Source organism: Candidatus Saccharibacteria bacterium oral taxon 488 (assembly GCA_010202845.1).
Classification (GTDB): Bacteria; Patescibacteriota; Saccharimonadia; order Saccharimonadales; family Saccharimonadaceae; genus Nanosynbacter.
Window position 1 is genome coordinate 38,833 of record CP047921.1, and the last position, 24,228, is coordinate 63,060.

At 50.2% G+C, this 24,228-nt stretch carries 25 protein-coding genes and 1 tRNA gene; 19 read left to right on the forward strand and 7 right to left on the reverse strand.

Going from position 1 to position 24,228, the window contains the following annotated elements; all coding sequences use genetic code 11:
* Positions 1–25 precede the first annotated feature (25 nt).
* Positions 26–325, forward strand: a complete 300-nt coding sequence (locus tag GWK78_00190; protein QHU93469.1) for a hypothetical protein — start codon at positions 26–28, stop codon at positions 323–325.
* Here the strand turns inward: GWK78_00190 and GWK78_00195 are convergent.
* Positions 314–844, reverse strand: coding sequence for a hypothetical protein (locus GWK78_00195; GenBank protein QHU93470.1), 531 nt, complete (start codon positions 842–844; stop codon positions 314–316). The genes GWK78_00190 and GWK78_00195 overlap by 12 nt on opposite strands.
* Complete coding sequence (locus GWK78_00200) at positions 844–2,130, reverse strand: hypothetical protein (GenBank protein ID QHU93471.1); 1,287 nt, start codon at positions 2,128–2,130, stop codon at positions 844–846. The genes GWK78_00195 and GWK78_00200 overlap by 1 nt, the downstream gene beginning before the upstream one ends.
* Before the next feature lie 44 nt (positions 2,131–2,174).
* On the opposite strand from GWK78_00200, the gene GWK78_00205 reads away from it, so the two are divergent.
* The gene (locus GWK78_00205; protein QHU93472.1) at positions 2,175–3,347 is read left to right on the forward strand and encodes a hypothetical protein; all 1,173 of its coding nucleotides are present in this window, start codon (positions 2,175–2,177) and stop codon (positions 3,345–3,347) included.
* 410 nt (positions 3,348–3,757) lie between these two features.
* On the opposite strand, the gene GWK78_00210 is transcribed toward GWK78_00205, so the two are convergent.
* Entirely contained in the window at positions 3,758–4,195 is a 438-nt protein-coding gene (locus GWK78_00210; protein ID QHU93473.1) for a hypothetical protein, read from the reverse strand.
* Between the two features lie 237 nt (positions 4,196–4,432).
* Between GWK78_00210 and GWK78_00215 the strand changes: the two genes are divergently transcribed.
* Both GWK78_00215 and groL read left to right on the forward strand, forming a co-directional pair.
* The gene (locus GWK78_00215) at positions 4,433–4,699 is read left to right on the forward strand and encodes a co-chaperone GroES (GenBank protein QHU93474.1); all 267 of its coding nucleotides are present in this window, start codon (positions 4,433–4,435) and stop codon (positions 4,697–4,699) included.
* A gap of 19 nt (positions 4,700–4,718) precedes the next feature.
* Positions 4,719–6,362, forward strand: a complete 1,644-nt coding sequence (gene groL, locus GWK78_00220; protein ID QHU93475.1) for a chaperonin GroEL — start codon at positions 4,719–4,721, stop codon at positions 6,360–6,362.
* A 112-nt stretch (positions 6,363–6,474) separates the two neighbouring features.
* On the opposite strand, the gene GWK78_00225 is transcribed toward groL, so the two are convergent.
* On the reverse strand, positions 6,475–6,945 hold the full coding sequence (locus tag GWK78_00225) for a hypothetical protein (protein ID QHU93476.1): 471 nt from the start codon (positions 6,943–6,945) through the stop codon (positions 6,475–6,477).
* Positions 6,946–7,022: 77 nt separating this feature from the next.
* On the opposite strand from GWK78_00225, the gene GWK78_00230 reads away from it, so the two are divergent.
* Positions 7,023–8,060: a hypothetical protein gene (locus GWK78_00230; protein ID QHU93477.1), complete on the forward strand. Its 1,038-nt coding sequence runs from the start codon at positions 7,023–7,025 to the stop codon at positions 8,058–8,060.
* A 79-nt stretch (positions 8,061–8,139) separates the two neighbouring features.
* On the opposite strand, the gene GWK78_00235 is transcribed toward GWK78_00230, so the two are convergent.
* Both GWK78_00235 and GWK78_00240 read right to left on the reverse strand, forming a co-directional pair.
* Positions 8,140–9,357, reverse strand: coding sequence for an FtsX-like permease family protein (locus GWK78_00235; protein ID QHU93478.1), 1,218 nt, complete (start codon positions 9,355–9,357; stop codon positions 8,140–8,142).
* A complete protein-coding gene (locus tag GWK78_00240) occupies positions 9,354–10,478 on the reverse strand; it encodes an ATP-binding cassette domain-containing protein (protein QHU94249.1) in 1,125 nt (374 codons plus the stop codon). The genes GWK78_00235 and GWK78_00240 overlap by 4 nt, the downstream gene beginning before the upstream one ends.
* A 75-nt stretch (positions 10,479–10,553) precedes the next feature.
* Here GWK78_00240 and GWK78_00245 point away from each other — a divergent pair.
* The 13 genes from GWK78_00245 to GWK78_00305 all read left to right on the forward strand — a co-directional run bounded on the left by GWK78_00245 (position 10,554) and on the right by GWK78_00305 (position 20,826).
* Positions 10,554–10,645: transfer RNA gene (locus GWK78_00245), tRNA-Ser, on the forward strand.
* 53 nt (positions 10,646–10,698) lie between these two features.
* The gene (locus GWK78_00250; protein QHU93479.1) at positions 10,699–11,280 is read left to right on the forward strand and encodes a hypothetical protein; all 582 of its coding nucleotides are present in this window, start codon (positions 10,699–10,701) and stop codon (positions 11,278–11,280) included.
* Between the two features lie 285 nt (positions 11,281–11,565).
* Complete coding sequence (locus tag GWK78_00255) at positions 11,566–13,968, forward strand: ribonucleoside-diphosphate reductase subunit alpha (GenBank protein ID QHU93480.1); 2,403 nt, start codon at positions 11,566–11,568, stop codon at positions 13,966–13,968.
* Between the two features lie 17 nt (positions 13,969–13,985).
* Complete coding sequence (locus tag GWK78_00260) at positions 13,986–14,126, forward strand: hypothetical protein (protein ID QHU93481.1); 141 nt, start codon at positions 13,986–13,988, stop codon at positions 14,124–14,126.
* A complete protein-coding gene (locus tag GWK78_00265) occupies positions 14,126–15,103 on the forward strand; it encodes a ribonucleotide-diphosphate reductase subunit beta (GenBank protein QHU93482.1) in 978 nt (325 codons plus the stop codon). The genes GWK78_00260 and GWK78_00265 overlap by 1 nt, the downstream gene beginning before the upstream one ends.
* Before the next feature lie 5 nt (positions 15,104–15,108).
* Positions 15,109–15,507 carry a hypothetical protein gene (locus tag GWK78_00270; GenBank protein ID QHU93483.1) on the forward strand — a complete coding sequence of 133 codons (399 nt, stop codon included), beginning with the start codon at positions 15,109–15,111 and terminating at the stop codon, positions 15,505–15,507.
* Between the two features lie 59 nt (positions 15,508–15,566).
* Entirely contained in the window at positions 15,567–15,740 is a 174-nt protein-coding gene (locus GWK78_00275) for a hypothetical protein (GenBank protein QHU93484.1), read from the forward strand.
* A gap of 53 nt (positions 15,741–15,793) precedes the next feature.
* A complete protein-coding gene (locus tag GWK78_00280) occupies positions 15,794–17,371 on the forward strand; it encodes a CTP synthase (protein ID QHU93485.1) in 1,578 nt (525 codons plus the stop codon).
* 53 nt (positions 17,372–17,424) lie between these two features.
* Positions 17,425–17,580: a hypothetical protein gene (locus GWK78_00285; GenBank protein ID QHU93486.1), complete on the forward strand. Its 156-nt coding sequence runs from the start codon at positions 17,425–17,427 to the stop codon at positions 17,578–17,580.
* A gap of 30 nt (positions 17,581–17,610) precedes the next feature.
* On the forward strand, positions 17,611–19,242 hold the full coding sequence (argS, locus tag GWK78_00290) for an arginine--tRNA ligase (GenBank protein QHU93487.1): 1,632 nt from the start codon (positions 17,611–17,613) through the stop codon (positions 19,240–19,242).
* A 14-nt stretch (positions 19,243–19,256) separates the two neighbouring features.
* On the forward strand, positions 19,257–19,466 hold the full coding sequence (locus GWK78_00295; GenBank protein ID QHU93488.1) for a hypothetical protein: 210 nt from the start codon (positions 19,257–19,259) through the stop codon (positions 19,464–19,466).
* A gap of 3 nt (positions 19,467–19,469) precedes the next feature.
* The gene (locus GWK78_00300; protein ID QHU93489.1) at positions 19,470–20,345 is read left to right on the forward strand and encodes a hypothetical protein; all 876 of its coding nucleotides are present in this window, start codon (positions 19,470–19,472) and stop codon (positions 20,343–20,345) included.
* Positions 20,346–20,391: 46 nt separating this feature from the next.
* On the forward strand, positions 20,392–20,826 hold the full coding sequence (locus GWK78_00305; GenBank protein ID QHU93490.1) for a hypothetical protein: 435 nt from the start codon (positions 20,392–20,394) through the stop codon (positions 20,824–20,826).
* Between the two features lie 92 nt (positions 20,827–20,918).
* Here the strand turns inward: GWK78_00305 and pyrH are convergent, their stop codons facing one another.
* Positions 20,919–21,623 carry a UMP kinase gene (gene pyrH, locus GWK78_00310; protein QHU93491.1) on the reverse strand — a complete coding sequence of 235 codons (705 nt, stop codon included), beginning with the start codon at positions 21,621–21,623 and terminating at the stop codon, positions 20,919–20,921.
* 238 nt (positions 21,624–21,861) lie between these two features.
* On the opposite strand from pyrH, the gene GWK78_00315 reads away from it, so the two are divergent.
* The gene (locus GWK78_00315; GenBank protein QHU93492.1) at positions 21,862–24,156 is read left to right on the forward strand and encodes a SpoIIE family protein phosphatase; all 2,295 of its coding nucleotides are present in this window, start codon (positions 21,862–21,864) and stop codon (positions 24,154–24,156) included.
* Positions 24,157–24,228: the final 72 nt, after the last annotated feature.

Sequence of the window (24,228 nt, forward strand, 5' to 3'; positions counted from 1 at the left end):
CCGATTTATCATGAAGGGGTAGGTTATGAAAGATGATGTAGCGACGACGGACAAGCCATACTTAAGCGATACAGTAGTAGTTTTGCTGGTAGTCGCACCGATAGCTTTGTGCGTGCTGCTCTTTATTGTGGCGAGGTGGGATACGTGGTGGATTCGTGAATATCATGTCATCGAGATAGCGGCAATGGCGCTGCCGATGCTGTTATCGGCGGCGGGAGTGTGGATGGTGGTGTGGCTGCGGGGTGTATATAAACTCTGTGCGCTGAGCAGCCTCGCGGTAGCGGCGTTGTTCTGGCTGGCGTTCCTCTATAAGCTATCGCAGTGATTTTTTACGACTCTGGCGGTACTTGGTGCGGCGATTGATAGTCATAAGAGATGTTCCGCAGATGAAAAGCGGTGGCATACAGAACAGGTATACGAATTCCCCGAGTCCATCAGCCAGAAAGCAGTTACCTGTAGAAAATCCGCTGCCGCAGTGCCCGGGAATACCCCACCCGCCGATTGTCACATCGAGAAGCAGTATCAGTATTGCGAGGTAAAACAGAATACCCGTTATGACGAGCGGCCAGCGATTGCGTAGATTCTGGTGGCGGGCGGCGGTGATTGACCGGTCCGTTATCCCTATCATCAGCAAAGTGATAAGCATGGCCACCATGAACCACATTGAGTCGTGCAGATAGTAATCATAATAATAGTCAGGCGGACCAAATTGGTCGGAGTTGAGCTTGTGTAGGTGGTCATTATGGGCAGTTGCAAGTACAAAAACGAGAATTGTCAGACCGTAAATAAGCCAGCGCACAATGCGGGTGGCAATTGATTTTTTTGATGTGGCATTTTCGGTCATCAATGGTTGCTTTCAAAAAACTTCCGTTTCTTTTCGAGCCACGCGTCTGATTGGCGGACGAGTTTTTGGCTATCCGCGGGGTTTTTGAGAAGCGGCTTGATAGCCTCCTCGAGGTAGATGCCGCCCTGAGAGCCCTTGAATAGGAGGGTGGTATCACTATTGGCCAAGCGGGTGAGGAGTTCAGTAGTGTCAGTGGCCTTAGTAAACGAGGTGACGGTGCAGCTATTTTGCCGAGCAACTGGAGCGAGAAATTGCTCGGCCAGGCGGCCGACGGTGATGACGTGATTGAGCTGCTTTGGGTCGCATAGCGCGCCAACGGCGGCGTGTTCGGCAGCCGTGGTCTGGCCCAGCTCGTTCATGTCGCCAAGGACGGCGATTTTGGTTTTGGCGGGCAGCTGGTAAAGTGTCGTCAGGGCAGACTTTACGGCGAGGGGACTGGCATTATACGAGTCATCGATGATGGTTGCATTGTTGATGCCAGGCAGGATATTCATGCGGCCGCTGACTGGCGTGAAATTCTCGAGCATGGTCATCACACATTCGATGTCAAGCCCCAGCTCTAAAGCCACCGCCGCCGCGCCGCCGGCAACGCGGAGTTGATGCGTGCCGACAACAGGGATGATGAATGGACGCGAGGTCTGGTCGGCGTGGATGAGCTGGCACTGAAAGCCCTTGCCGCTGGTAAATTTACCGATAGCCATCTGGTAGTCGGCGCCCGGCTCGGTGCCGTAGGAAATGATTTGGCCGCAATCGGCGAAGTCCACGAGCTCGGGGCGAATGTCATCGCGGTTGTAGATCACTTTTTCGCTATATTCAGCGAGGGCAAATTCCTCGCGGGCGACGGTTTCTAGTGAGCCAAAAAACTCCATGTGTTCGGGTGCGATGGCGGTGACGATAGTGATGTCGGGGCGAATATAGCGGCCAAATGCAGCCATTTCACCGGGGTGATCAATGCCAAATTCTTGGACGATAACGTCGAGGTCGTGCTGGTGGCGGGCAGCGCGGCGGGCTCGGCCCAAGACCGATAACCAATTCCATACCGAGCGGGGGTTCTGTGGTGAATCGACACCGAGAATTTCCAGCGGCGCGCTAAACTCGGCATTGAAGTTGCCGCGGTTGGTGCGGACTTTGTAGCTGGAGTTCAGGACGTTGACGAGAGTTGATTTGGTAGTAGTTTTGCCGACACTGCCGACGACGGCAACGAGCTTGATGTGCGGATTATGCAGGAAGAATGTAGTGACAGAGCGGGCGAGAATGCGCGAGATGAGGGTTTTGAAGAGTCTCATGGATATAGTATAGCACTTTTCAGTGGGTATAGTGAATCAGGGACTTGATTTTTTATCAAGTTTATGCTAATATTCACCGTATGGGTAGTAAAGAAAAATTAACAAGTCACACTGATTCTATTACAACCGGCCTAGAAGATAATGAAGCGGTCTTAAGCTATCTCGATGGGGGGGTACTTGAACAGCAAGGAACTTGGGATGCTCCTATTGGTAGCGAACTCAATGGTCGGTGGAGCAGAGAGTGGATATTGTCAGCCTACCTTGATCTTACAGATGCAATGATTCAGCGTTTTGGAGGCTATAAAGGCGAGCAGCCAGACTTTGTGCCAGATGAGGTGTTGTTTTTAGATAAGTCTGCTAGACCTGTTGCGTGGCTTGTCGATTCATTATGGGAAGTAATGGCCGATAAGGAGACAAAAAAGCCTCATTTTGATTTTATTCATATTGATCGTAAAGAGTGGTGGGCACGTGTCGGTCGTCCGCTAGTTCGTGAAGAAAATCGTGACCCACTTGAGTTTAATGTCAATGAAATTTCTGACGAAACCATTAGTGCCATTCGTGCCAAGTTTGTAGTTGGTGATCTGACGCCTGATAACTATAAGACCGAGGTATGGAAATTACCCACTACACTTGATGGTAAAAAAGTGTTAATCGTAGATGAGATTAAAAGTAGCGGTGCAACAGCTTATATGACTCAGCAGTTACTGTCTCGCGCAGTCCCAGATGCTGAGTTTACAAATGAATATTTTTGGTCTGTGCCATACAGTGAGGGAAAATCTATAGAGATTGATAACAAAGATGGCACAAGATCGGTGCAGCGTCAGATGTATAATACACCGGTGTGGTACGATAAAACCTCACCGGCCGGAAGGGAGGTTTCGGACCCTTCTTTGGGAGTAATGGACAGGCTGTATCATGAAAATCCTACGCAAGAAAACCTGAGAAGGCGAATAGCATGGTTCGTTGAAAGTGTAACACCAGAAGATGTCGGCGCTGATGTCGATGAGAGGACGAAGCGGCTGAAGAGGGATATAGCCACGCTAAGCTATTTGAGCATCAATGATTTTATGATGACGCGCAGTGATACGAGAGCGAAGAGAAAAGCAGAATATCTAAAGAGCAAACAGGGGGCATCCTCCGGAAATAAGAACAGTAATCTGCTACTGCGTAAGCATAATAAGGGTATTAGAAAGGCTCAGAAAATAAGAACCGTTTAAGCCTGTAGTTGTCTTAATTCTCCTACTATATCGTTGTGTGTGTCATCATATATTGTTAGAGAGAAGGGTGCTAACTTAATTTCATGACCAGAGTCACTGCTGTCATCTTCTGGAAATATTGCGACTCCCTCATAGTGTATGGTTTGCTCAAGTCGCATTGAACTAGTAACTTCGAGGGCTACATCGCCTAGTCGAGTTTTAACACGGGTAGGCAAGTCATGTTCGTTGTGCTCTATCACGCGGAGCACCTCCTGTACGTACCTAGAAGCTTTTCTACCGTCTGGAGTTGTTGTTTTTTCTAAACACATCTTGTGAATTCTAACATAATATATCTATAAAGTCAACAGCATGCCCTTACATATCTTATAAGATCAAGTCTTGTCGACATTGGGGTTAAATAGATAAGACTTTTATCGTTTCCGAGCGGTAGCACTTGCCTGGTTTTGGGCATTGATGACGACATCTGCAAGTGATTTGAGCTGATTAAGATGTAACCATAAGAGGTTTGGTGGAAATGAATATTCTACCATTCCGTCTGGATTCCGTATCAATACAGGTCTTATGTCATGCGGAGTTCTTTCTTCTAGGTCTGCGAGAAACGTTATAGTATCGGGGTTGCCACTGTCTATTTTGTCCTTAAAATATTCCAATACAGCCCAATAAGGAGCAACTAATTCATCTGCATCTTTTCTGCCACATTCAGATAATACTTGATAACGTTGTTGAGTTGCTTCTATTGCGCACATGAGCCAGCCCGCGGCAAGTTGGTGTTGTCTTTTTGTTACCTCTGGTGTTTCATATATTTGGTGTGCTTCAGTTGTAGCAACATACTTCATGAGTTTTATCATATCAATTTTTATATAAAATGTCAAATATTCTTGTAGGTGTTTAAATTCTTTGTAATCAAAGCCAATCCCGATACGCTGTATTAGGGCGGCATCGTGATATTAGCCACTGTGACGAAGGAGCAATATAGAGCCTTTGGATTTTATGGGGGTGCTGGTTCTATCTTCTAGCACTCGCCCTTGACGAGTGCTAATTTAGTGCGGTACAATGGGTGTATTGTTAACGAAATGGAGGATGATATGGATACACCTATCAAGCCTCTCGGCGACCGCGTGGTAGCGGTGCGCGAGGAGGCGAAGACGCAGACGGCCAGCGGATTATATTTGCCGGATAGTTCAAAAGAAAAGCCGGTGGTGGCTGAGGTTAAAGCAGTTGGCGGCGACGTCAAGAATGTAAAAGTGGGCGACAAAATTGTTTACAAGGAATATTCGACCACGGATTTGAAAATAGACGGCACGGAATATTTGATCGTCCGCGAGGAAGATATTTTAGCAACGGTTGTTTGAGAAAAGAGGAGTTTTTAGTATGGCAAAAAAAGTTTTTTACGATGACGATGCGCGCGCTCGCGTGTTGGGCGGTGCCGAGGCGCTGTATAACGCAGTTAAGGTAACCTACGGACCAAAGGGCCGCAATGTGGTGATCGCCAAGGGGTTTGGCGGACCGACGGTGACGCACGACGGTGTGACGGTGGCGGAAGGCATTGAGCTAGCGGAGAACGACGATGAGACGCTGGGTTATAAGGTCGGCGCTGATTTAATCAAGCAGGCAGCCAAGAACTTGAACAAGCAAGCTGGTGACGGTACTACGACCGTGACGGTGCTGACTTATTCGATTTTGAAGGAAGCTAACCGGCTAATCGCAGCGGGCCATAACCCAATGGAGCTGCGCAAGGGTATCGAGCAGGCCGGCGCGGAAATCGTCAAAGAGCTAAATAAATTAGCGGAGCCAATTGAGGGCAAGTCTGAGCGCGTGGCGGAAGTAGCGACCATTTCGGCGGGCGACGCGGAAATTGGTAAATTGATCGCTGGTGTTATCGAGAAAGTTGGCAAAGACGGCGTAGTGACAGTTGAAGCTGGACAAGGCTTGGAGTTGGAGGCTGAGGTCGTTGAAGGCTTTAGTCTAGACAAGGGCTGGGTCAGCCCGTTCTTCGTCACCGACACTGGTCGGCAAGAGGCGGTTTACGAAAAGCCGGTGATTTTGATTACCGATAAGAAAATTTCTAGCGTGCAAGAGTTCCTGCCAATGTTGGAGAAATTGGCACAAAGCGGCAAGAAGGACGTGGTGCTGATCGCTGATGAGGTTGAAGGCGAGGCGCTGAGCATTTTGGTACTGAACAAGCTCAAGGGTGTATTTAATACCGTGGCGGTCAAGGCACCAAGCTTTGGCGACCGCCGCAAGGAGATTTTGCGCGACATCGCGGTGCTGACCGGCGCAACGGTGATTTCTGAAGATCATGGGTTGACGTTTGAGAATGCTGGCCTGGAAGTGTTGGGTTCAGCGCGCAAGGTGATTGTCGGTAAAGACGAAACCACTATCATTGAGGGCGCGGGCAAGCCATCTGGTGTTAAGGAGCGAATTGCTGAGATTAAATCGCTATCCGACAACGCCTCCAGCGAATACGAAAAAGAACAGTTCGACAAGCGAGCAGCTGCTCTGAGCGGCAAGGTGGCAGTCATCAAAGTCGGCGGCGCGACCGAGACCGAAATTGACGAAAAGAAGTTCCGTGTGGACGACGCCGTGGCAGCCACCAAGGCAGCCTTGGCCGAGGGAATCGTCGCTGGTGGTGGTGTGACGCTGGTAAACTTGGCTAGTGGCCTGAAAGTGAGCGGTGCAGACAGCATCGCGGCTGGTCGGCAGATTCTGAAAGACGCCCTGAAGCAGCCGTTCCTGCAGATTATGCGTAACGCTGGCTTGAACGCCGACGCGCTCCTAGCGCAAGTCGAGGCGGGCAAGGCTGGATGTGGTGTTAACGTGATGGATCCGGAAGCAGGCCTGGTGGATGTCAAAAAAGCTGGTGTCATCGATCCGGCGCGCGTCACCAAGGAAGCAGTGCAGAACGCAGTATCCATCGCCTCAACCGCAGCGACCATGGGTGCACTGGTCGTCGACATTCCAGAGCCAGAAGCTCCAGCTGCACCTGGCGGCATGCCGGGTATGGGGATGATGTAAGACCCTTGCCTCTACCAGCAAAATGTCCCGTATGAAGCGGGACATTTTACATTGCTCATGTGGGTATTGAATGACTTTGAGCCTGTGCTAGATTGTTCTCGCGGCTGCAGTCTCAGCTCTGCGACAAGAAATCAATTTCCTTGATAATATCAAGCAGCGCCTGCGCTTTGCGGGTTTCGTCAGGGATGGCGACGGCAGCTTCGTGTGCCGGGGCGATCAGCGAGGTGTCGTCAGTCGAGCGCAGCAATAGGAGGTAGGTGTCGAACTTTTCCTCGGGCGAGACGTTGAGCTTGCCAACCAGTGGCCGAAGCTCGCTGAGGGCATTTTGCTTGATATCATCAAGCGACATATCGGTCGGCGTGGCATATGACCGACTAGTGCTGTCGGTGGTTGGCCGTGGTGCTGATGCGGCTGGCCCGGGTGCGGCGCTGGTTTGTGGCTTGGTCGGGCGGCTGGTCGTGTCAGCATCCTGAGCGCCGGTTTCTTCAAATCGTAGATTGTCATCACTGCCACCAGAGACGCCCGCCAGCACGCTAGCTAGATCTTGATCGCTGTTGACTTGTCCGCTGTCTTGAATTGTCATACCCCACCTCTTTTCACATTACGATTATGCTTGCTTTCTATGCTATACTGTAACACAGGAAAAGGAGGAATTTCAAGATGCTTGACGATAAAAATCTTTTAGCGCAGCGCGATCCGGGTAGTACACGAACGAGTGCGGTGGCGGTAACGATGCAGACGGACTTTGCGGCCGAGGTAGAGTCACCGGCGAGCCCCGGTGAGGTGGCTAATGTGGTGCTGGCGGGTATGGGCGGCTCGGCGCTGGCGGCGGATATGGTCAAGGTGCTGACGGCGGATCGGGTCACGGTGCCGCTTGAAGTGACAAAGGGTTATCAGCTACCGCATTTTGTGAATGAAAAAACACTAGTTATTGCTATCAGCCACTCGGGAAACACCGAGGAGACGATAAGTTGCTATCAGCAGGCTCGTCAGCATGGCTGTCAGTTGGCGGTGATGGCGACGGGCGGAAAATTGTTTGCGGCGGCCGAGGCAGATAATCTGCCGCGGGTGCGCGTTCCGTCGGGCGGTCAGCCGCGGATGTCAACGATTTATCATTTGCGCGGGCTGCTAAAGCTGCTCAGCCAGTTTGAAGTGATCGACGATAGCCTGTACCACGCGGTCGCAACCAGTGGTGCGTGGCTGAAGGATCAGCTGAGCCAGTGGGCTGAGGAGGCGCCAACGGCGGATAATTATGCCAAGCAACTGGCGCTCAAGCTCGTTGGTTCGACCCAAGTGTTTTATGCGGGCGAGTTGACATGGCCGCTGGCGTATAAGTGGAAGATTAGCTTTAACGAGTCAGCGAAAAACGTGGCGTTTTGGAATCAATATCCGGAGTTCAGCCACAATGAATTCATCGGCTGGTCATCACATCCGGTCGATAAGCCGTATAAGGTCGTGGATTTTCGGAGCAGTCTTGAGCGTCCGCGAATTCGGGAGCGGATGGAGCTGACCGATCGGTTGCTGTCGGGTATGCGCCCGAAGGCCGAAGTAGTCGAGCTACAGGGCGAGACGCTGCTCGAGCAGCTGCTGTGGGGTCTGGCGCTGGGTGAGATAGTCAGTATCTATGCGGGTATTCTCAACGGGGTCAATCCAGAGCCAGTGGCATTGGTGGAGCAGCTAAAGAAAGAATTGTCGTAATCAATTTGATCTAGAACATGAAAAGCGACGCCCGAGGGAGATGGGGCGTCGCTTTTTATTTTAGAACCAGGTGGATTTATTAGTGGCGCAAGCTCTCAATCGGATCTTTACCGGCAGCGCGGCTGGCTGGATAGATGCCAAAGAGCATACCGATAATCAAGGCTCCACCGATGGTCAGGGCGGCTGCTTGCCATTCGAGAACTGGGGTGAATGGCAGATACATACCAAGGAGGAATGACGCGCCGAGACCGATAACGTAGCCGAGAACACCGCCAAATAGACCGATGATGGCTGATTCGATGAGGAATTGGGCGACAATGGTGCGGTTGGTGGCACCAACGGCCTTGCGGATACCGACTTCGCGCTGGCGTTCGGCAACCGAAACTAGCATGATGTTGGTGATGCCGATACCGCCAACTAGCAGCGAGATGCCGGCGATGACCGCCATGGCTGTTGAGAGCGCGTTCACTAGGTGTGAATTTGGTGCGGTGATGGCCTGACCGACCAGGGTGTGGTAGTCGGTATCGCCCTGATGCTGCTGGGCGAGGACCTTTTTGGCGGCATCAATTTTAGTTTGCAGCGCCGTACCGTTGTCAGCAGTGATGAGGATTTGCTGGATTTGGGCGGTGTTTTGTGTGAACTTTTTACTAACGGCTAGTGGCAGGATAATGGAGCGATTAAAATCAACGCCAAGGTAACTAGGCGCAGTTTCCGGCTCGTCGAGGACGCCGACGACTGTGAGTGTTTCGCCGCGGAGCTTGAGGACGCTGCCGAGGGATTTTTCAGTGCCGAATAGGTCAATTGACAGCTGTTTGCCGATCACGACGCCGTTGGCTTCGTCGATGAACTGCCCCTCGCGCAACTTGAGGCCGGCGAGTTTCGCCAGCTCACCCGAGCTACCGATAATGGTGATGCGTTCTAGTTTGGTCTTGCCGTCCGGTGTCAATAAATTAGCATGAAACGTTGCCAGTGGTGCGGCGCTGTTGTTGGTCGCCTTGGCAATTTCTCGGGCGTCCTGTTCGGTCAGTGTGTTCACCATTTGGGCGGCGTGTCCGGAGCTGAGTGACAGCAATGAATCTGGCCGCGCCTCGCTACCAGACCGAATTAGCGCAGTAGTGTCAGAGATCTTGGCGGATTGATCACCAAATAGGCGGCTCGTGCCGGTCAGCAGCGACAAGATAATAGTAATGCTGGCGATGCCGACCATGATGCCAAAAATCGACAAGTAGGTGCGGACTTTATTTGACTTGAGCGATTCAGTCGCGTTCTCGAAGTGATTATTGAGGAGCATTTTCATGACTTTTTCGTAGCTTTCCGTTCTTTTTTGGCTGGTTTCTTCGTTGATTTGGCGGCATCAGTTTTTGCGTCGTCGGCTTTATCGGACTTAGGGGCGGGTTTCTTTTCGGTTGGCGTGCTAGAACTTTTTGCAGTATCAGGGTCAGCTGATTTTTTACTCTGTTCAGTAGTTGAAGTGGCGCCAAGCGGTCGCTTTGGCGGGAGGTCATCCGGGGATTTCACTGGGTCAGCTGGTTTGTCGGGCATAGTCGCTATGGCCGGCTGTTCAGTTGTTTGCTTCTCGGGAGTGGTTTTTGTTGGCTCGGCTGGCTTGGCTTTTTCCTCCGACTCATCTTTTGCGTCCTTGGTGGTTGCTGTATGTGATGGAGTCGATTTAGCTGGAGTTGCTGGCTGGTCATCACCGCCCAGCTTTTGCTTAAAGATCTTCTTGATATGATGGGTGTCGGTATCAATACGCCCATCGAGCATAGAAATCACCCGGCTGGCATAGGACAGCAGTTCTGGATTGTGCGTCACCATGATAATCGTGTTGCCTCGGCGGTGAATATCGGACAGCTCCTCCATGATGATGTGGCTGGACTTGGAATCGAGGTTGCCGGTCGGCTCGTCGGCTAGGATGATTGATGGACTGTTGACTAGTGCTCGGGCGATCGCTACACGCTGAACTTGACCGCCGGATAATTGATGTGGCAGATAATATTCGCGCTCGCCCAGATGGAAGTTGCGTAAAATCCGGCTGGCTTCTTGGAGGCGCTTGGTTTTGCTGATGCCTTTATAAGTAAGCGGCAGGGCAACATTATCAATCACCGTCAGGCGTGGAATGAGATTGAAATGTTGAAAAATAAAGCCGATATCGCGAGAACGAATCGTGGCGTGGTGTGTCGCTGTCAAATCCTCGACCGATTTATTGTCAAGGTAATATTCGCCCTCTGACGGGTGGTCGAGCAGCCCGAGGATGTTGAGTAGGGTCGTCTTGCCGCAACCGGATGGGCCAACGATGGCGATAAACTCGCCCTTTTTGACCTCGAGATTGACATTGTCCAGCGCCACCTGCTCGGCGTCACCAAAGCCAAATCGTTTCGTTACATTAGTAAGTTTAATTCGCGTTGAAGGATCGTTCATCATTGCTTTTTATTATAGACAAAAAGCCGCTCCGGTTGCAACCGCTAGCGGACTTTCTGTTATAATATGCATCACGGAAGGATGCAGGAGTGGTTGAACTGGCACGCCTGGAAAGTGTGTAGGCTCTTCACGGGGTCTCCGGGGTTCAAATCCCCGTCCTTCCGCCAGGGGAGACGTACTCGCCCCTAGGGTTTCTAATTAATTTACAATACTAACATCCATGCTCGAAGCTTTCTACCACCGCCATCGCCGCCTCGTCAAGTGCGCCATTGTCGCCGCAGTTGTTGTGCTCATTTATATTGGGGCAGGCTTTCTCATTACGCTGCACCCTAATTACAAAGTTTATGAGCCACGCGAAGTATTCCTCAGTCGCTTTGATATGTCAACGGTCAAGGCCGCCCGCGTTATCCACTCAGAGCACCCATTTCTATATATAACCCGCGGCGAGCATCCGTACGGCTCGCTATTTGGTGTCATTACCGATGACTCCATTCGTCGGCGCCTGCTGACCATCCAGCCCTTCGCCAACTGCGCTCAGCCATATCGCTGCACGGATTGGAAATCGTACAAAGAAATCGGCGTGGAGCTACCATTTGTTGGCATGCGTAACGAAGTGGCCGGTTCAGCACGACCGACGTTTGATGCTGCGACCAGCAGTGATGCTAAATGCATCCTCCGCTATGCTCCCGGCGACCGACCACTAGACGTCACTTCTAGCAGAGAAGCCTTTTGCTTCCTGCCACGAAGCGGAGAGTTTGTGTATGATTTTATGGATACTGCTCATACAAGACGTCGATATTAGCGAATGACCATCCATAACCACGGACGATACCCTCGTTGATATTGCCTTGAGGGCGACCATGAACGACCACCTTTGTGGTTAGTGGGTGGAGAGTAATCAGTTAGCGAGTTGCTTTCATTGTAAAATTAACAAAACCTCTTGTCGCGCCACATCTAGTGCTTTATCATAGTATACATACACTAAATGTGTAGAGGGTACTAAACAAAAAGCAAATAGACGAGAGGTGTCAGTCGCCACCGCAGAGAGGTCGGCGGTAGTTTTGCTGAGCATCAAGGAGGGAAATAGGTGCAACAAATTAACGTCGTCAAACGCGATGGGACGAAAGAGCCGTTTGATGCAAATAAAATTAATGCGGCAATTTTAAAGGCCTGCGACGGGCTGCCAGATCAGGTTTCTAAGGTGGTGCAGGTGGCGACCGAGCTGCAGCTGACGCTATTTGACGGGATTACCACCGAGCAGCTCGATCAGGCCGTCATCCAGACGACACTACAGAATGTCAAGGATGATCCAGATTATGATAAGATCGCAGCGCGATTATTACTGAAAAATATTTACAAAAATACACTAGGTGATTACGAGACAGCAGACGAATTAAAGAAATTGCATGCACGGGAGTTTCCGAAGTTTGTTAAAGCGGCGGTCAAAGATGGCTTACTTGATAAGCGGATGAGCGACGGGCGATTTGATTTGAAAAAATTGGGCGAAGCATTACAGCCAGAACGCGACAATCTCAGTAAATATCTCGGTGTGATGACAAATAAAAACCGCTATGCCTTGCGCAAACAAAGCGGCGATCCGCTGGAAACACCGCAATTTACGCATATGCGCATCGCTATGGGACTCAGCTACAATGAGCCAGATCCAACTGCGGCGGCGATTGAATTTTATGAGCACATGAGCAAATTAGAATATCTGCCGGGCGGCTCGACACGGGTCAATGCCGGCGGCTCCTTCCCGCAGCTCTCTAACTGCTTTTTACTAAATGTCGACGATGACATGGAGTCAATTGCCAAGAGTGTGCGCGATACGATGTTTATCGCCAAGGGCACTGGAGGCATCGGCATCGGTTTTACCAAGTTGCGGGCAGCTGGCAGTCCGGTCAAGACAACCAACACTGAATCAACCGGTCCAATTCCATTTATGAAGATGATCGATACGGCACTGTTTGCGGTTAGTCGTAAGGGCAAAAAGGCGGGTGCGGCAGCCATTTATATGGAGAATTGGCATCTTAATTTTGGGCAATTTATTGATCTGCGTTCTAACTCTGGCGATCCGTATATGCGCACGCGCTTTGCCAACACCGCGGTATTTATCTCTGATGAATTTATGAAGCGGGTGCAGAAAGATCAAGATTGGTATCTGTTCGACCCAGCGGAAACGCCAGATTTGCCAGAGTTGTATGGTGAAGAATTTTCCGTGCGCTACAAAGAGTACATCAAGTTGGCTGAAGCTGGTAAAATGCGCGTCTTTGAGAAGACATCAGCTCGCCAGCAATTTAAGCAGATTTTGACTAGTCTGCAGGCCACTAGCCACCCATGGCTCACCTGGAAGGACACTATCAATGTGCGGGCGCTGAATAATAACACCGGTACAATTCATTTGTCCAACCTCTGTACGGAAATTACCCTGCCTCAAGACAAGGATAATATCGCCACCTGTAACTTGGTTAGTATCAATCTGTCAGCGTTTTTGCGTGAGGATAAGACATGGGACTGGGAGCGGCTACAAGAGGCAGCACGGGCAGCAACGCGCCAGCTCGATAATCTGGTGGACATTACCCAGACGCCAATTCCAGAGGCGATGCACTCAAATCAGCAGACGCGGGCAATTGGTATCGGCGTTATGGGCTTTACCGATGTGCTGGAAAAGCTCGGCTACTGCTATGAGTCAAACGAAGCGTATGAGTTAATTGATCAATTGACGGAATTTATCAGCTACCACGCCATCGACCAGTCGGCGGATTTGGCGGCTAAGCTCGGCAGTTATCCGACATATAACGGTAGCGGTTGGAGCAAGGGGCTGCTGCCGATTGATACACTGGATGCATTGTCTGATGATCGCAAGCTAAAGGTAAAGATTGATCGCAAAACGCGCCTGGACTGGGATGGTTTGCGCAAAAAAGTAAAGAAAGGTATGCGTAATGCGACGCTGATGGCTATCGCCCCGACCGCTAACATCGGTCATGTGGCGGGTACGACGCCGGGGATTGATCCGCAGTTTGCCCAGATTTTTAGCCGCTCAACACTGAACGGTAAGTTCTTAGAGGTAAACAATAATTTGGTGCGTGACCTTAAGAAATTGAACTTGTGGGACGAAATTAAGGAAGAGGTTTTTGCAGCACAAGGCGACATTCAGCACATCGACGCCATTCCGCAAAAACTGCGCGACGTCTACAAGACTAGCTTCCAGCTCAGCCCGTATGCGTTCATTGAGGTGGCAGCCCGGGCGCAGAAGTGGGTGGATCAGGCGATTAGCCGCAATATGTACCTTGAGACTCGTGATATTGATGAATATGTGGAGATTTATTCTGAAGCGTGGCGACGCGGTTTGAAAACCACCTATTACTTACATGTTAAGCCACGCCATCAGTCAGAGCAGACCACAGTGTCGGTGGAAAAACTAGCAGAACAGAAGATTCGAACTGGTGCTAAAACGCGTGGTTTTGGATTTGCCAAAGTTAATAAATAAAATAAAGGAGGAACGATATGGAAACATTGCCAGGAATTGAAGGAGCTGATCCATCGGCAGAAACACCGGATACAAGCTGGGGCAATCTACAATACTATGTACAAGAGGCACTGCCCGGCACTGTACAGGATGAATTGCCGATTGAGGAGGTAGCATAATGGGAATCTTAGGTTCAGGCCTACGCGACGGTTTATCACTGCATCCAATTCGCTACCCATGGGCATACGATTTATACAATCAGGCAGTGGCTAACACCTGGTTTCCTAACGAGGTGCAGTTGGTGCAGGATTTGGCGGATTTTGAAAAATTATCGGACGAGGAAAAGCACGCGCTAAAAACGGTGATTAGCTACCTCAATCCAAACGAGTTATTGATCAACAAATCGCTGGCGTTTGGTATTTATCCATATGTTAACGCCGCTGAAGCACAGCTATATCTGTCAAAGCAAATGTGGGAAGAAGCCAACCACTTTATGACCTTTGAATACATTATTGAGACGTTTCCGTTTGATCGTGAGGAGATTTACGCGGCGGGCTTTGGCAAAAAATCATTGGCCGACAAGGCAGATTTCCAGAATAAGCACCTCGACGTCATGCTTGATCCAAACTTGGATATTTACTCTTTGGAGGGTAAGAAAGATTTTGTCCGCTCACTGGTGGCCTATAACATCGTGCTGGAGGGCATTTGGTTCTATTCGGGCTTTATGGTCGGCATGAGTTTTCGTCAGCGTAACTTGCTGCGCAATGTCGGTACGTTGCTGGATTGGATCACCAAGGATGAGAATCTGCACTTAACCTTTGGTATTAACTTGCTGCTGACTATTTTGGACGAAAACCCAGGACTGCAAACCCAGGAATTTGCCGAGGAAATTCGTGGGCTTATCCTGCAGGCGGTTGAGTTGGAGAAAGAGTACAACAAGGATATGCTACCAAAGGGCATCTTGGGCCTAAACGCTGATTATGTTAATCAATACGTCATGCATATGACTGACCGCCGCTTGGTTGAGCTTGGTTTTGAGCCAGAGTACAACGTCGCCAACCCGGCCAAGTGGATGGCTACGGCAAATGACACTTTGGAGCTCGTCAATTTCTTTGAGAGTACCAATACTAGCTACGAAGTAAACACCACGAAATAACTACTATGGACAAAATTACAACAGATATTTTAGACACCGTGGAAGTTGGCGCCTTGGCAACCGTCAATCGTGACAGAACACCATTGATTACACCACTTCACTTTGTTCGTTATAAAAATAACAACATTATTTGGATTTCTGACCGACAATCTCGTCACGCTGTTAATGCCTATCGCAGCGGTGTTGTCGAATTTGTGGTTTGGAACGATCAAAAGAGTGCTGTCTTTTTGACAACAAAAGTACGAGAACTACCAGAGGAAGAAGAGGCGGCGGCTTTGGAGACCTACGCCAATAAGTTGGGCGACTTTATGCCGCGCGTGGAAAATAGACAAATTTACATCATGCCAATCGGTAATCTTGATGAAAAAACTACAACAGGAAGTTGGCGGCACTATGTTGCATAGGCGCTACATATAGCGTATTATAAGCGTAAGCGATACTAAATATATAGAAAGACAGGAACATGAACGCAAGTCAAATTATTTCTGACGACATGACTTTGGAAGAAAAATTGAATGCCATTGACGCGGCGATGAAGGCAGCGCAGGCGGTGGCGGACGAGCAGGCTAAGGCGAGCGGGGGCGTCGCTGCGCCCATTGATCCGGCAAATCTGACGATTTGCGATGGCTGCGAATAGAAATAAAAGGGCGTCAATTCGGCGCCTCTTTTAATTAGAATAATGGAGAAGCAATGACGAGGAAATTTATTTTCGTAACTGGCGGCGTGCTGTCAGGCGTTGGCAAGGGCATCACGGCCGCCAGTATCGGTGCGGTGTTGCAGGCCAAGGGCATCGCCGTGTCGGTACAAAAGTGCGATCCGTACCTGAATGTTGATGCCGGACTATTGAACCCGAAAGAGCACGGCGAGTGCTTTGTGACCAGAGACGGCGCTGAGACCGATTTGGACCTGGGACATTATGAGCGGTTTTTGGATTTGGAATTGACGCGGAAAAACACTACGCTGTCGGGCCGATTGCTGCACGATTTGATCGCCGATGAACGGGCTGGTAAGTTTGGCGGCCAGACGGTACAGATGGTGCCGCATTTGACTAACTCTATCAAGGCGGCTATCCGCGAGGCGGCCGAAGGCGACGTCCACATCGTGGAGATTGGCGGTACGGTCGGTGACTACGAGGGCCTGAGTTTTATCGAGGCGATCCGCGGTTTTGCGCTGGATGTGGGACGGGAAAATTGTCTATTCGTGCACGTGGTGTATGTGCCGTTTTTGGAGGCGTCGCACGAGTATAAGACCAAGCCAGCTCAGAATGCACTGGCGGATCTTCGCGGTTTTGGGATTATGCCGGACGTGGTGGCGGTGCGGACTGAGGGCCATGACAAGCCGCCGCGCAGTATCGGCGAAAAAATTGCTATTTCATCTGGCGTGCGCCGCGAGGGAATTATTATGATGCCAAATGTTGACATCGTGTATGAAGTGCCATTGACGGTGCACCGTGATTTGGGCAAGCTATTGGGCGAATTTACCGACAATTCAGTGGAGCCAAATTTACAGCGGTGGAAGCGTCTAGCTCGGCGTGATACTACTGAATATGCCAAGCGGGTAACCGTCGGCTTGGTGGCTAAATACATTGATAATTCTGATACCTACTTGTCGGTGACTGAGGCGCTAAAGTCTGCCGCTTGGGCGAACAAAAGCGAGATTTCTATCAGGTGGATTAATGCCGAGACAGCTGCTGAGGCTGATTTTGCCGGCGTTGACGCTATCGTGGTGCCGGGTGGTTTTGGTACGCGCGGCGTGGAGGGCAAGATCAAGGCGGCTGAGTATTGTATAAAAAACAACAAACCATATTTAGGAATTTGTCTTGGCCTGCAGGTGGCGGTGATTGCGGCAGTGCGTTTGGGCGGCGTAGCAAATGCTAACAGTGAGGAGTTCGGTGCTGAGCCTGGCGCAAATGTGGTGTACATCATGGACGGCCAGCAGGGCAAGCAGTCAACCGGCGGGACGATGCGCCTCGGCGATTATCCAGCGGTGCTGAAATCTGGGTTGCTCGTTGCTAAAATGTACGGCAAGACAGAGGTAATTGAGCGACACCGCCACCGCTACGAAGTGAACCAGGAGTTTATTCAGGCGATTGAGCGGGGTGGTTTGGTAGTTTCCGGTACGTCGCCGGACGGTCAGCTGGTGGAATTTATTGAAGCGCCGCATCATCAGTATTTCGTAGCTACGCAAGCTCACCCTGAATTTAAGTCGCGCCCGTTCCGCCCGCATCCGCTGTTTGATGGATTGATCCGGGCCGCCTTGACAAAGTAAAAAACTTATGCTAACATACGGCCAGATAGTACCTAAAACAAAAAGGAATAAAAATGGCTGAAGAAACAATTGAAACACATGATCCGCTTGACGGGACGACGTTGAGTCATGACGATGCCTCGGCGCTTGGGTATGTTTTGCGTCACGTCAAGGGTTCGAGCCCGAGTTCGGTGACGCTGCTGCAGCTCGAAGAAATGAGTCAAGAGTAAAACTGCTTGTCGTCTGCTATACTGGAAGGTATGGAACAGATTATTTCTCAGGTGGTGAAGCAACGTTTTGATCAAGATGTATCGGTGCAATTGACGCGTCCTGATCCAAAGTTTGGTGACTTTGCGACGAATGTGGCGCTACAATTAGCCAAGCCGTTGGGTAAAAACCCGCGTGAGATTGCCGAGGCAATCGCCAAAGAGCTACGCGGCCACCAGGAACTTAGCGAGGTTAGCGTGGCTGGGCCGGGCTTTATCAATGTGAAATTGAGCGATCAAACGGTGCTGGAGTCGTTGAAAGTGCGGCCAGCGACTAATCGTTCAGGCCAAACGGTCGTTATTGAGACTAATTGTCCGAATCCGTTTAAGGCTATGCACATTGGCCACGCGCTGAATGCGATTACCGCCGACACTATGGCGAATTTGTTGGCGGTTGATGGCGCGGCGGTGCACCGGGTGAGTTATCATGGCGATGTCGGCACGCACGTCGGCAAGAGTATGTGGGCGATTTTGCGCGAGATTGATGGCGATGTCAGCAAACTAGACGCTATTCCGGCTGATAAGCGCAACGAATTTATGAGCCGTATGTATGTTGAAGGCGCACGGGCAGCTAAGGAATCGCCAGAGGCACGGGCGGAAATTGATGAGCTGGCCAAGCAGTCTTTCGTGCTGGATGATCCGCTGTATAAGCAGGTGTACGAGATTTGTAAGGCGTGGAGCTTTGATGAGATTGATGCCAATGTGGCGCGGCTGGGAAATGTACCAATTGAACGGCGTTATGTCGAGAGTGAAACCGAAGTGCCAGGCAAGGCCTTGATCAAAGCAAAAACCCCAGAAGTCTTTACCAAATCAGATGGTGCGTATATCTTCAAAGGTAGCCAATACGGTGCGTTTGACAATGTGTTTATCGGTTCGCATGGCAACGGGTTGTACGGTGCGCACGACATGGGGCTAATTCAGCTGAAGCACCAAGCTTATCCAAATCTGGACCTGTCGATTACGGTCAATGGCGAAGAGCAGGCGGCGTATTTCCGCGGGGTGATCGCGGCTAGTGAATTGGCGATTCCAGAACTGAAGGGTAAATTGTTTAATTATGCGACTGGCCTGGTCAAATTAACAACCGGCAAGATGAGTTCGCGTACTGGTGAAGTGATTACTATCGATTGGTTGTTTAACGAGTTCAAGAAAGCCATTACTCAAGCTGGCGGTGAGCCGACTGACGAGGTGGTGGCGGGTGCGCTGCGTTATCAATTCTTGAAGGTGAAAATTGGTAGCGACGTGGTATTTGATATCAACGATGCAGTCAGTTTGACTGGCAACACTGGCAGCTATTTGCAATACGCGCATGCTCGGGCACGGGGTATTTTGGCGAAATCCGAGCAAGCGGTGGCATTTCCGAAGGAGCTGTTTGACGAAGATCGGCTGCTTGTTAGGAAATTGAGCGGATATGCGGAGGCGGTTAACCGCGCTACTGAGAGTCTGGAGCCGCACCATGTCTGTACCTACCTATTCGAGCTAGCACAAGAATTCAACCGCTACTATGAGAAAAATCAAGTTGTTGGCAGCGACAAAGAAGCACACCGCGTCGGCTTGGTAGCGGTGTATGCTGACATCTTGAAGGCGGGGCTTACCGTTCTTGGTATCATCGCCCCTGATAAGTTGTAAAATTTGAGCAAATATTGTATGATACATCAGAGATGGAAGAGTATCTTTCTGCTAATTTGATGACGCCTAAACGGCAATTAGTTAAGGCCGAGTCAGGACTACGGCGTGAGTTTTTATTAGATTCGCAGCAGCTGAAATTAATTCGTGCGGTGTATGAACAGTCTCCGCAGACGTTTGATGATGCGACGAAGGCAGCGGTTGACATAGCACGGGTGGTACGATAAACGGTGGATTTTGCTCCGACTTTGGCTAACTCACCGCTACTCGATGCAGTTGAAGTTGCCAATCGTGAGGCTACAAACTGTTTTGGCCATGTCATTATTGCCTCAGAATGTCTGGAGCAGCTCGGCATTGAGCATTTTGTCAGTTATGCGAATCAGCACGCCATGGTGACACTATTTGATCGGAGCAGTGAGCGAGCTTTTTTGCTGGATGTAGCGACGGAGGAGTTGTGCTGTGATATGACTGGCGTAATTGGCAGCGGTGCGCCCAACCCGCTTGACCAGTTGGCGATGGGTGAGTTGCGGGCAGTGAATGCGTTTTTTTCAGAGGAACTCTTGAAACGACTACCGCCGTCGATTGATAGGCAAAAGTTTATGAGCTCAAGGCCATGGCTGTCATTTGATGCTATTGATGCGGCACAATCTCACGAATATAAGCCCCGAAATCGGATATTACAGTTCTTAACATTACCCTCAGTACCGGGGCGTATGTTGTTGATTCAGCAGTATAATGCTGCCCGACGAGCGGGGTCGGGCGACATTGAAGCAGCAAGTGAAGAGCTGTCAGAATTATCAGGGATATATCTTGATGTTGATTCGCGAAATGGCCTGAAAGAAGTTGATGAGTTGTGCCGTCGGCTAATATCGGCGGGAAAATATGACGAAGCAATTGATTTGGCGACTATGGTGGACGAGAGCCTGGTCCCAGACGACAAATCGAAAAATAAGTTATTTTTGCCAGATATCATGCGAAAAATTGCTAGACAGACAGGAAACAAGGAGCTTGCCTGGCGGGCTATTAAACTATACGGGGAGAATCCACCAAATAGCCTGCGCAACGGTAAGCTTGCTGCAGCCAGAAAACTTTTAAATAATTTGTAAAGTTTTATGCTACAATCAAGATGTTACTTAACGTAAAGGAGTTTTTATGGCAGAGAAGAAAGTAGCCAAGAAGGCGGCTACCAAACAGACGACTACTAAGAAATCGATTGTGAAAAAACCAAGCGTGGCAGCGCTGAAAGAAAAGGCAGCGGCGGTCAAGGGCCATGGCGGCGGTTTTATGACATTTATTCGCGAGCAGGGCGTGGTTGGCTTGGCTGTCGGTCTGGCGATCGGTACAGCGGCTGGCGATACCGTGAAAAAGTTGGTGACAGCGTTTATCGACCCGCTGGTGCAGCTGATTGTCGGCTCGCAGGAAGGTCTACAGGCGGCATCATTCTCTGTTGAGATTGCTGGTCGTAAGGGTGAGTTTCTGTACGGCGCATTCGTTAGCTCGCTGATCACTTTGTTAGCGGTGGCGTTTGTGGTGTATGCAATTATTCACTTTTTGAAGCTGGATAAATTAGACAAGAAAAAAGACTAATTGGGCCTTAAAAACAGATCCGCCGGATAAATACGGCGGATTTTTTATGTAAAACGATTTATGCTGGAACAAGATGCGTACCGTACTCAGGGCTAGGAAATCAGCGTGCCGACTATCTCGCCGCGAGCGGCCCGGGCGATGTTGCCGTCGGTGAGCAGGTCGCAGATGACAACTGGGATGTGCTCGTCCATAGCCAGGCCGATAGCGGCCTTGTCCATGACGGCGATATCGGGGTTAGTGAGGACGTCCTGATATGATAGCTGATCAAGTTTAACAGCGTCTGGAAATCTCACCGGATCCTTATCATATACGCCGTCGACTTTCGTTGTTTTGATCACAATGTCGCACTGCATCTCTAGGGCGAGGTTGAGAGCGGCGGTATCAGTAGTCAGGAAGGGCCGGCCAGTGCCGCAGGCAACGATGACGATACGGCCCTTTTTGATATGACTAAGAGCACGGCGGAAGGTGTATTGGTCGATGAATTGATTGACCTCAACAGTAGAGAGCGCGCGGGTCGGTAGGTCGGCGTCATTAAAAACGTCGGCTAGAGCGATGGCGTTCATTAGAGTAGAGAGCATGCCGATATTATGGGCCGAGACGGGCTGGATGCCGTGACCAATGATTTGGTTGCCGCGGACGTAATTGCCGCCGCCAACCATAATGACGACTTCGGCGCCGGTTTCTAGCGCTGGTTTAATTTGTTCGGCGATCCAACGAGCCCGCTTGGGATCGAAGCCGCTGGCGAACTCGCCCTGGAGCTGCTCGCCGGAGAGTTTGAGAAGGATACGTTTGGTCATGGTATCAGTGTATCATATCTTGGTTTCTTAGCACCGACCTACTCTATTATTAGATGAATGGTTAGTAATAATGACGGCGGTTAGGGCGGTTTATTGTGTCAGAGGGTAGTGGTGGGGAGCACCATCAGATCCATTGATCTATTGACTTTCCCCCCTAAATCTGCTACCATTCAAAACATAAGCTAGTCGGTAGCAAAAATGCCGACCGTCGTATCCCCCCCAGAAAGGAACCACCACAATGCTCAAAAACCCAAACCGCCCACCAGCACCCTCCCCTGAGTCTCTCGGCCCAGAGGCTGCAACCTCCTCGTCATATTCCCTAGACTCAGACGATCGCTTCAAAGGAAAGCTTAATGCCAGTGACCTCGACGCCAAAGCACTCTTTGATCCAGCCCGACGAAAGCAACTGGAAGAAGCTCAACTCGCACAAGATGACTTGGAAGCCTATCTCAACCAACGCCCCGACGAATACGGCAAAGATCCAAATGGCAACCTACTTCCATCCGAAGAAGACCTCTATAACCAAACCCTCAACGAAGCACGCCGTGAGCGTGAGGCCACGAGTCTCACTGACCTCGCAACCGCTGCCGGAGAAGCCCTTGCTCGTGGCGACAAGACTATGGCTGATGATCTCCAAGACGAGATCCTCCAAAGACTCATTGAACGAGCCGAAACCTACGATCTAAGCCAAGAAGCCATCGACCAACGTATCCGTCAGCTTACTAAGATCATGGATAACGCCGAAAATGTCGCTAAAGAAAAAGCCACCAAAGCAGCCACCCAGCGAACCCTTTCTTTCCCAGCTACACCTCAAGCCCCAGAGTCTGCCCCGGTGACACAGTCCGAGCCAACCCAGACCGTGCCAACAGCTCCGGTGAAGCCGGTGCGGCCACGATCACCGCTACAGACTTCATCAGGGCCAGGTTTGGGGTTGGGACTTCCTCCGGTCCCATCTCGTGCATTAGCGTCACCAACGACTCCGCCACAAGATAGTGTAGAGTCAACACCGCTACCACCAGCCCAGAGTGCGCCGGGTGAGGGAGGCGCATTGAACATGCCGCCCACTTCTAATAAGGAGCTAACAATAGGAGAAATAACAGAACCAACCCTCCCAGCTCAACAGAGTCCAGAGAGGGTTAGTGAGGATGTTAAGCTTATCACAATAGAAGAGGCTGCGCAGATAATGCAGGCTGCGCGTGTGTTAAACGGAAAAGATGCCTCCTCCGAGCTTACGCTACTCCAGAAAGACAAGAAAAGGAAAGAGGCCCTTAAGTGTATTAAGGTAATTATGGGTAGGCTTGAAGGCCTACCGCTAATTGGTGAAGATCCTGATAAAACTAACCGTAAGACGGGCTCTATCCCAAGCAGGCTTTTTGAGCAGATAACTAAGGCTGCGCAGGCATTAAGCATATTTGCCACTTCTCCCGAGGAGAGGCGAGAGGCGATGAGAATCATTCGGGAAACTGTGGACGCTCTTGACAGCGGTGTAATTCGGGCGGGAGAAGTTGATACTGAGTTTGAAGGGCTGAGGCCGAGCAATATAGTGCGAAAGGGGCCAGAAGCTCCGCAGGAGTCGGAATATATGCCGGTTCCAGGGAGTAGCAATAGTGTCATTTTAGGTGATACGGTGACAAAGAGGGAGGGTGGTGTTCTCGGTGGTCTAAAGCGGGCTTTTGAGTCGCTACGAGAGCATCCTTATTTCAAGAATTTTCGCCGGCTTGTTGTCACGGATAAAGATATTTATGAGGGTAGAAATTCTTATGTAGATCGTCTACAGTATTCTCCTGCTGATTTGAATCGTGGATTGGCTGCTGGTGCGCATAGCATTGATAAGGCAGCAAAGATAAATAGGGAATTCCCAGACAGTAGCGAGCAACCTAGTAAAAATGAGGATAGTTTGATCTCACTACCGAGTTCAGGGGTTTTTGGTGTTTTTGATGGAGTCGGTGGTGAGGTAGGAGGCAGGGGGGCATCTCATACTGCTGCGCGAGTACTTGAGCGGAAGTCGTCTGCAATGAGCAAGATTAAACAAACTACTTCCGAGGACGTTGTGGAGTGGATGAGACGTTACTTCTCTGAGACAAGAAATACTTTAGATAAAAGTACGCGAGGTGATACGACTGGTGTCGTCGCGCGGTTGTATATTAATGAGACCGGAGACCCAATGATATGTATAGGCCACCTCGGCGATAGCCGTGCTTATATTGTCGATAAAAACGGTTGGGCATCGCGGCTGACAAATGATCATGGTTATAAAAACGTAATTTATAAGGCCATAGGGGAAACTGATTCAACAAGAGCGGATATTGTCATTGTTCCATTTGCAGAGGGCGATCGCTTGGTACTTGTAACTGACGGTGTCACCGGTGACAGATATCCTGATTTAATGTCGACTGATGCAGTTGGTCGTATAGTGCATAGTTCATCATCACCCAAGAAAGCTGCTGAGCAGCTTGTAAAGGCATCTACAAAGTTGGATGACACGACCGCCATTGTGATTCAGCCCCCTGAATCTGCAGCTTCATTATTTTAATTACAGTTAGGTTAAGGACACTACCAAACGTTTAGTGCGAGGTGTTTTCTCGAGATTACTACGACGCCAAAA

What these genes read in the sequence shown, in the direction of transcription:
- pyrH (QHU93491.1), bottom strand. Translation starts at nt 21,623, where the DNA reads ATGACCAAACGTATCCTTCTCAAACTCTCCGGCGAGCAGCTCCAGGGC.
- groL (QHU93475.1), top strand. Translation starts at nt 4,719, where the DNA reads ATGGCAAAAAAAGTTTTTTACGATGACGATGCGCGCGCTCGCGTGTTG.
- GWK78_00280 (QHU93485.1), top strand. Translation starts at nt 15,794, where the DNA reads ATGACGAGGAAATTTATTTTCGTAACTGGCGGCGTGCTGTCAGGCGTT.
- GWK78_00190 (QHU93469.1), top strand. Translation starts at nt 26, where the DNA reads ATGAAAGATGATGTAGCGACGACGGACAAGCCATACTTAAGCGATACA.
- GWK78_00260 (QHU93481.1), top strand. Translation starts at nt 13,986, where the DNA reads ATGGAAACATTGCCAGGAATTGAAGGAGCTGATCCATCGGCAGAAACA.
- GWK78_00285 (QHU93486.1), top strand. Translation starts at nt 17,425, where the DNA reads ATGGCTGAAGAAACAATTGAAACACATGATCCGCTTGACGGGACGACG.
- GWK78_00305 (QHU93490.1), top strand. Translation starts at nt 20,392, where the DNA reads ATGGCAGAGAAGAAAGTAGCCAAGAAGGCGGCTACCAAACAGACGACT.
- GWK78_00275 (QHU93484.1), top strand. Translation starts at nt 15,567, where the DNA reads ATGAACGCAAGTCAAATTATTTCTGACGACATGACTTTGGAAGAAAAA.
- GWK78_00200 (QHU93471.1), bottom strand. Translation starts at nt 2,130, where the DNA reads ATGAGACTCTTCAAAACCCTCATCTCGCGCATTCTCGCCCGCTCTGTC.
- GWK78_00240 (QHU94249.1), bottom strand. Translation starts at nt 10,478, where the DNA reads ATGAACGATCCTTCAACGCGAATTAAACTTACTAATGTAACGAAACGA.
- GWK78_00225 (QHU93476.1), bottom strand. Translation starts at nt 6,945, where the DNA reads ATGACAATTCAAGACAGCGGACAAGTCAACAGCGATCAAGATCTAGCT.
- GWK78_00215 (QHU93474.1), top strand. Translation starts at nt 4,433, where the DNA reads ATGGATACACCTATCAAGCCTCTCGGCGACCGCGTGGTAGCGGTGCGC.
- GWK78_00195 (QHU93470.1), bottom strand. Translation starts at nt 844, where the DNA reads ATGACCGAAAATGCCACATCAAAAAAATCAATTGCCACCCGCATTGTG.
- GWK78_00270 (QHU93483.1), top strand. Translation starts at nt 15,109, where the DNA reads ATGGACAAAATTACAACAGATATTTTAGACACCGTGGAAGTTGGCGCC.
- GWK78_00250 (QHU93479.1), top strand. Translation starts at nt 10,699, where the DNA reads ATGCTCGAAGCTTTCTACCACCGCCATCGCCGCCTCGTCAAGTGCGCC.
- GWK78_00230 (QHU93477.1), top strand. Translation starts at nt 7,023, where the DNA reads ATGCTTGACGATAAAAATCTTTTAGCGCAGCGCGATCCGGGTAGTACA.
- GWK78_00265 (QHU93482.1), top strand. Translation starts at nt 14,126, where the DNA reads ATGGGAATCTTAGGTTCAGGCCTACGCGACGGTTTATCACTGCATCCA.
- GWK78_00210 (QHU93473.1), bottom strand. Translation starts at nt 4,195, where the DNA reads ATGATAAAACTCATGAAGTATGTTGCTACAACTGAAGCACACCAAATA.
- argS (QHU93487.1), top strand. Translation starts at nt 17,611, where the DNA reads ATGGAACAGATTATTTCTCAGGTGGTGAAGCAACGTTTTGATCAAGAT.
- GWK78_00315 (QHU93492.1), top strand. Translation starts at nt 21,862, where the DNA reads ATGCTCAAAAACCCAAACCGCCCACCAGCACCCTCCCCTGAGTCTCTC.
- GWK78_00235 (QHU93478.1), bottom strand. Translation starts at nt 9,357, where the DNA reads ATGAAAATGCTCCTCAATAATCACTTCGAGAACGCGACTGAATCGCTC.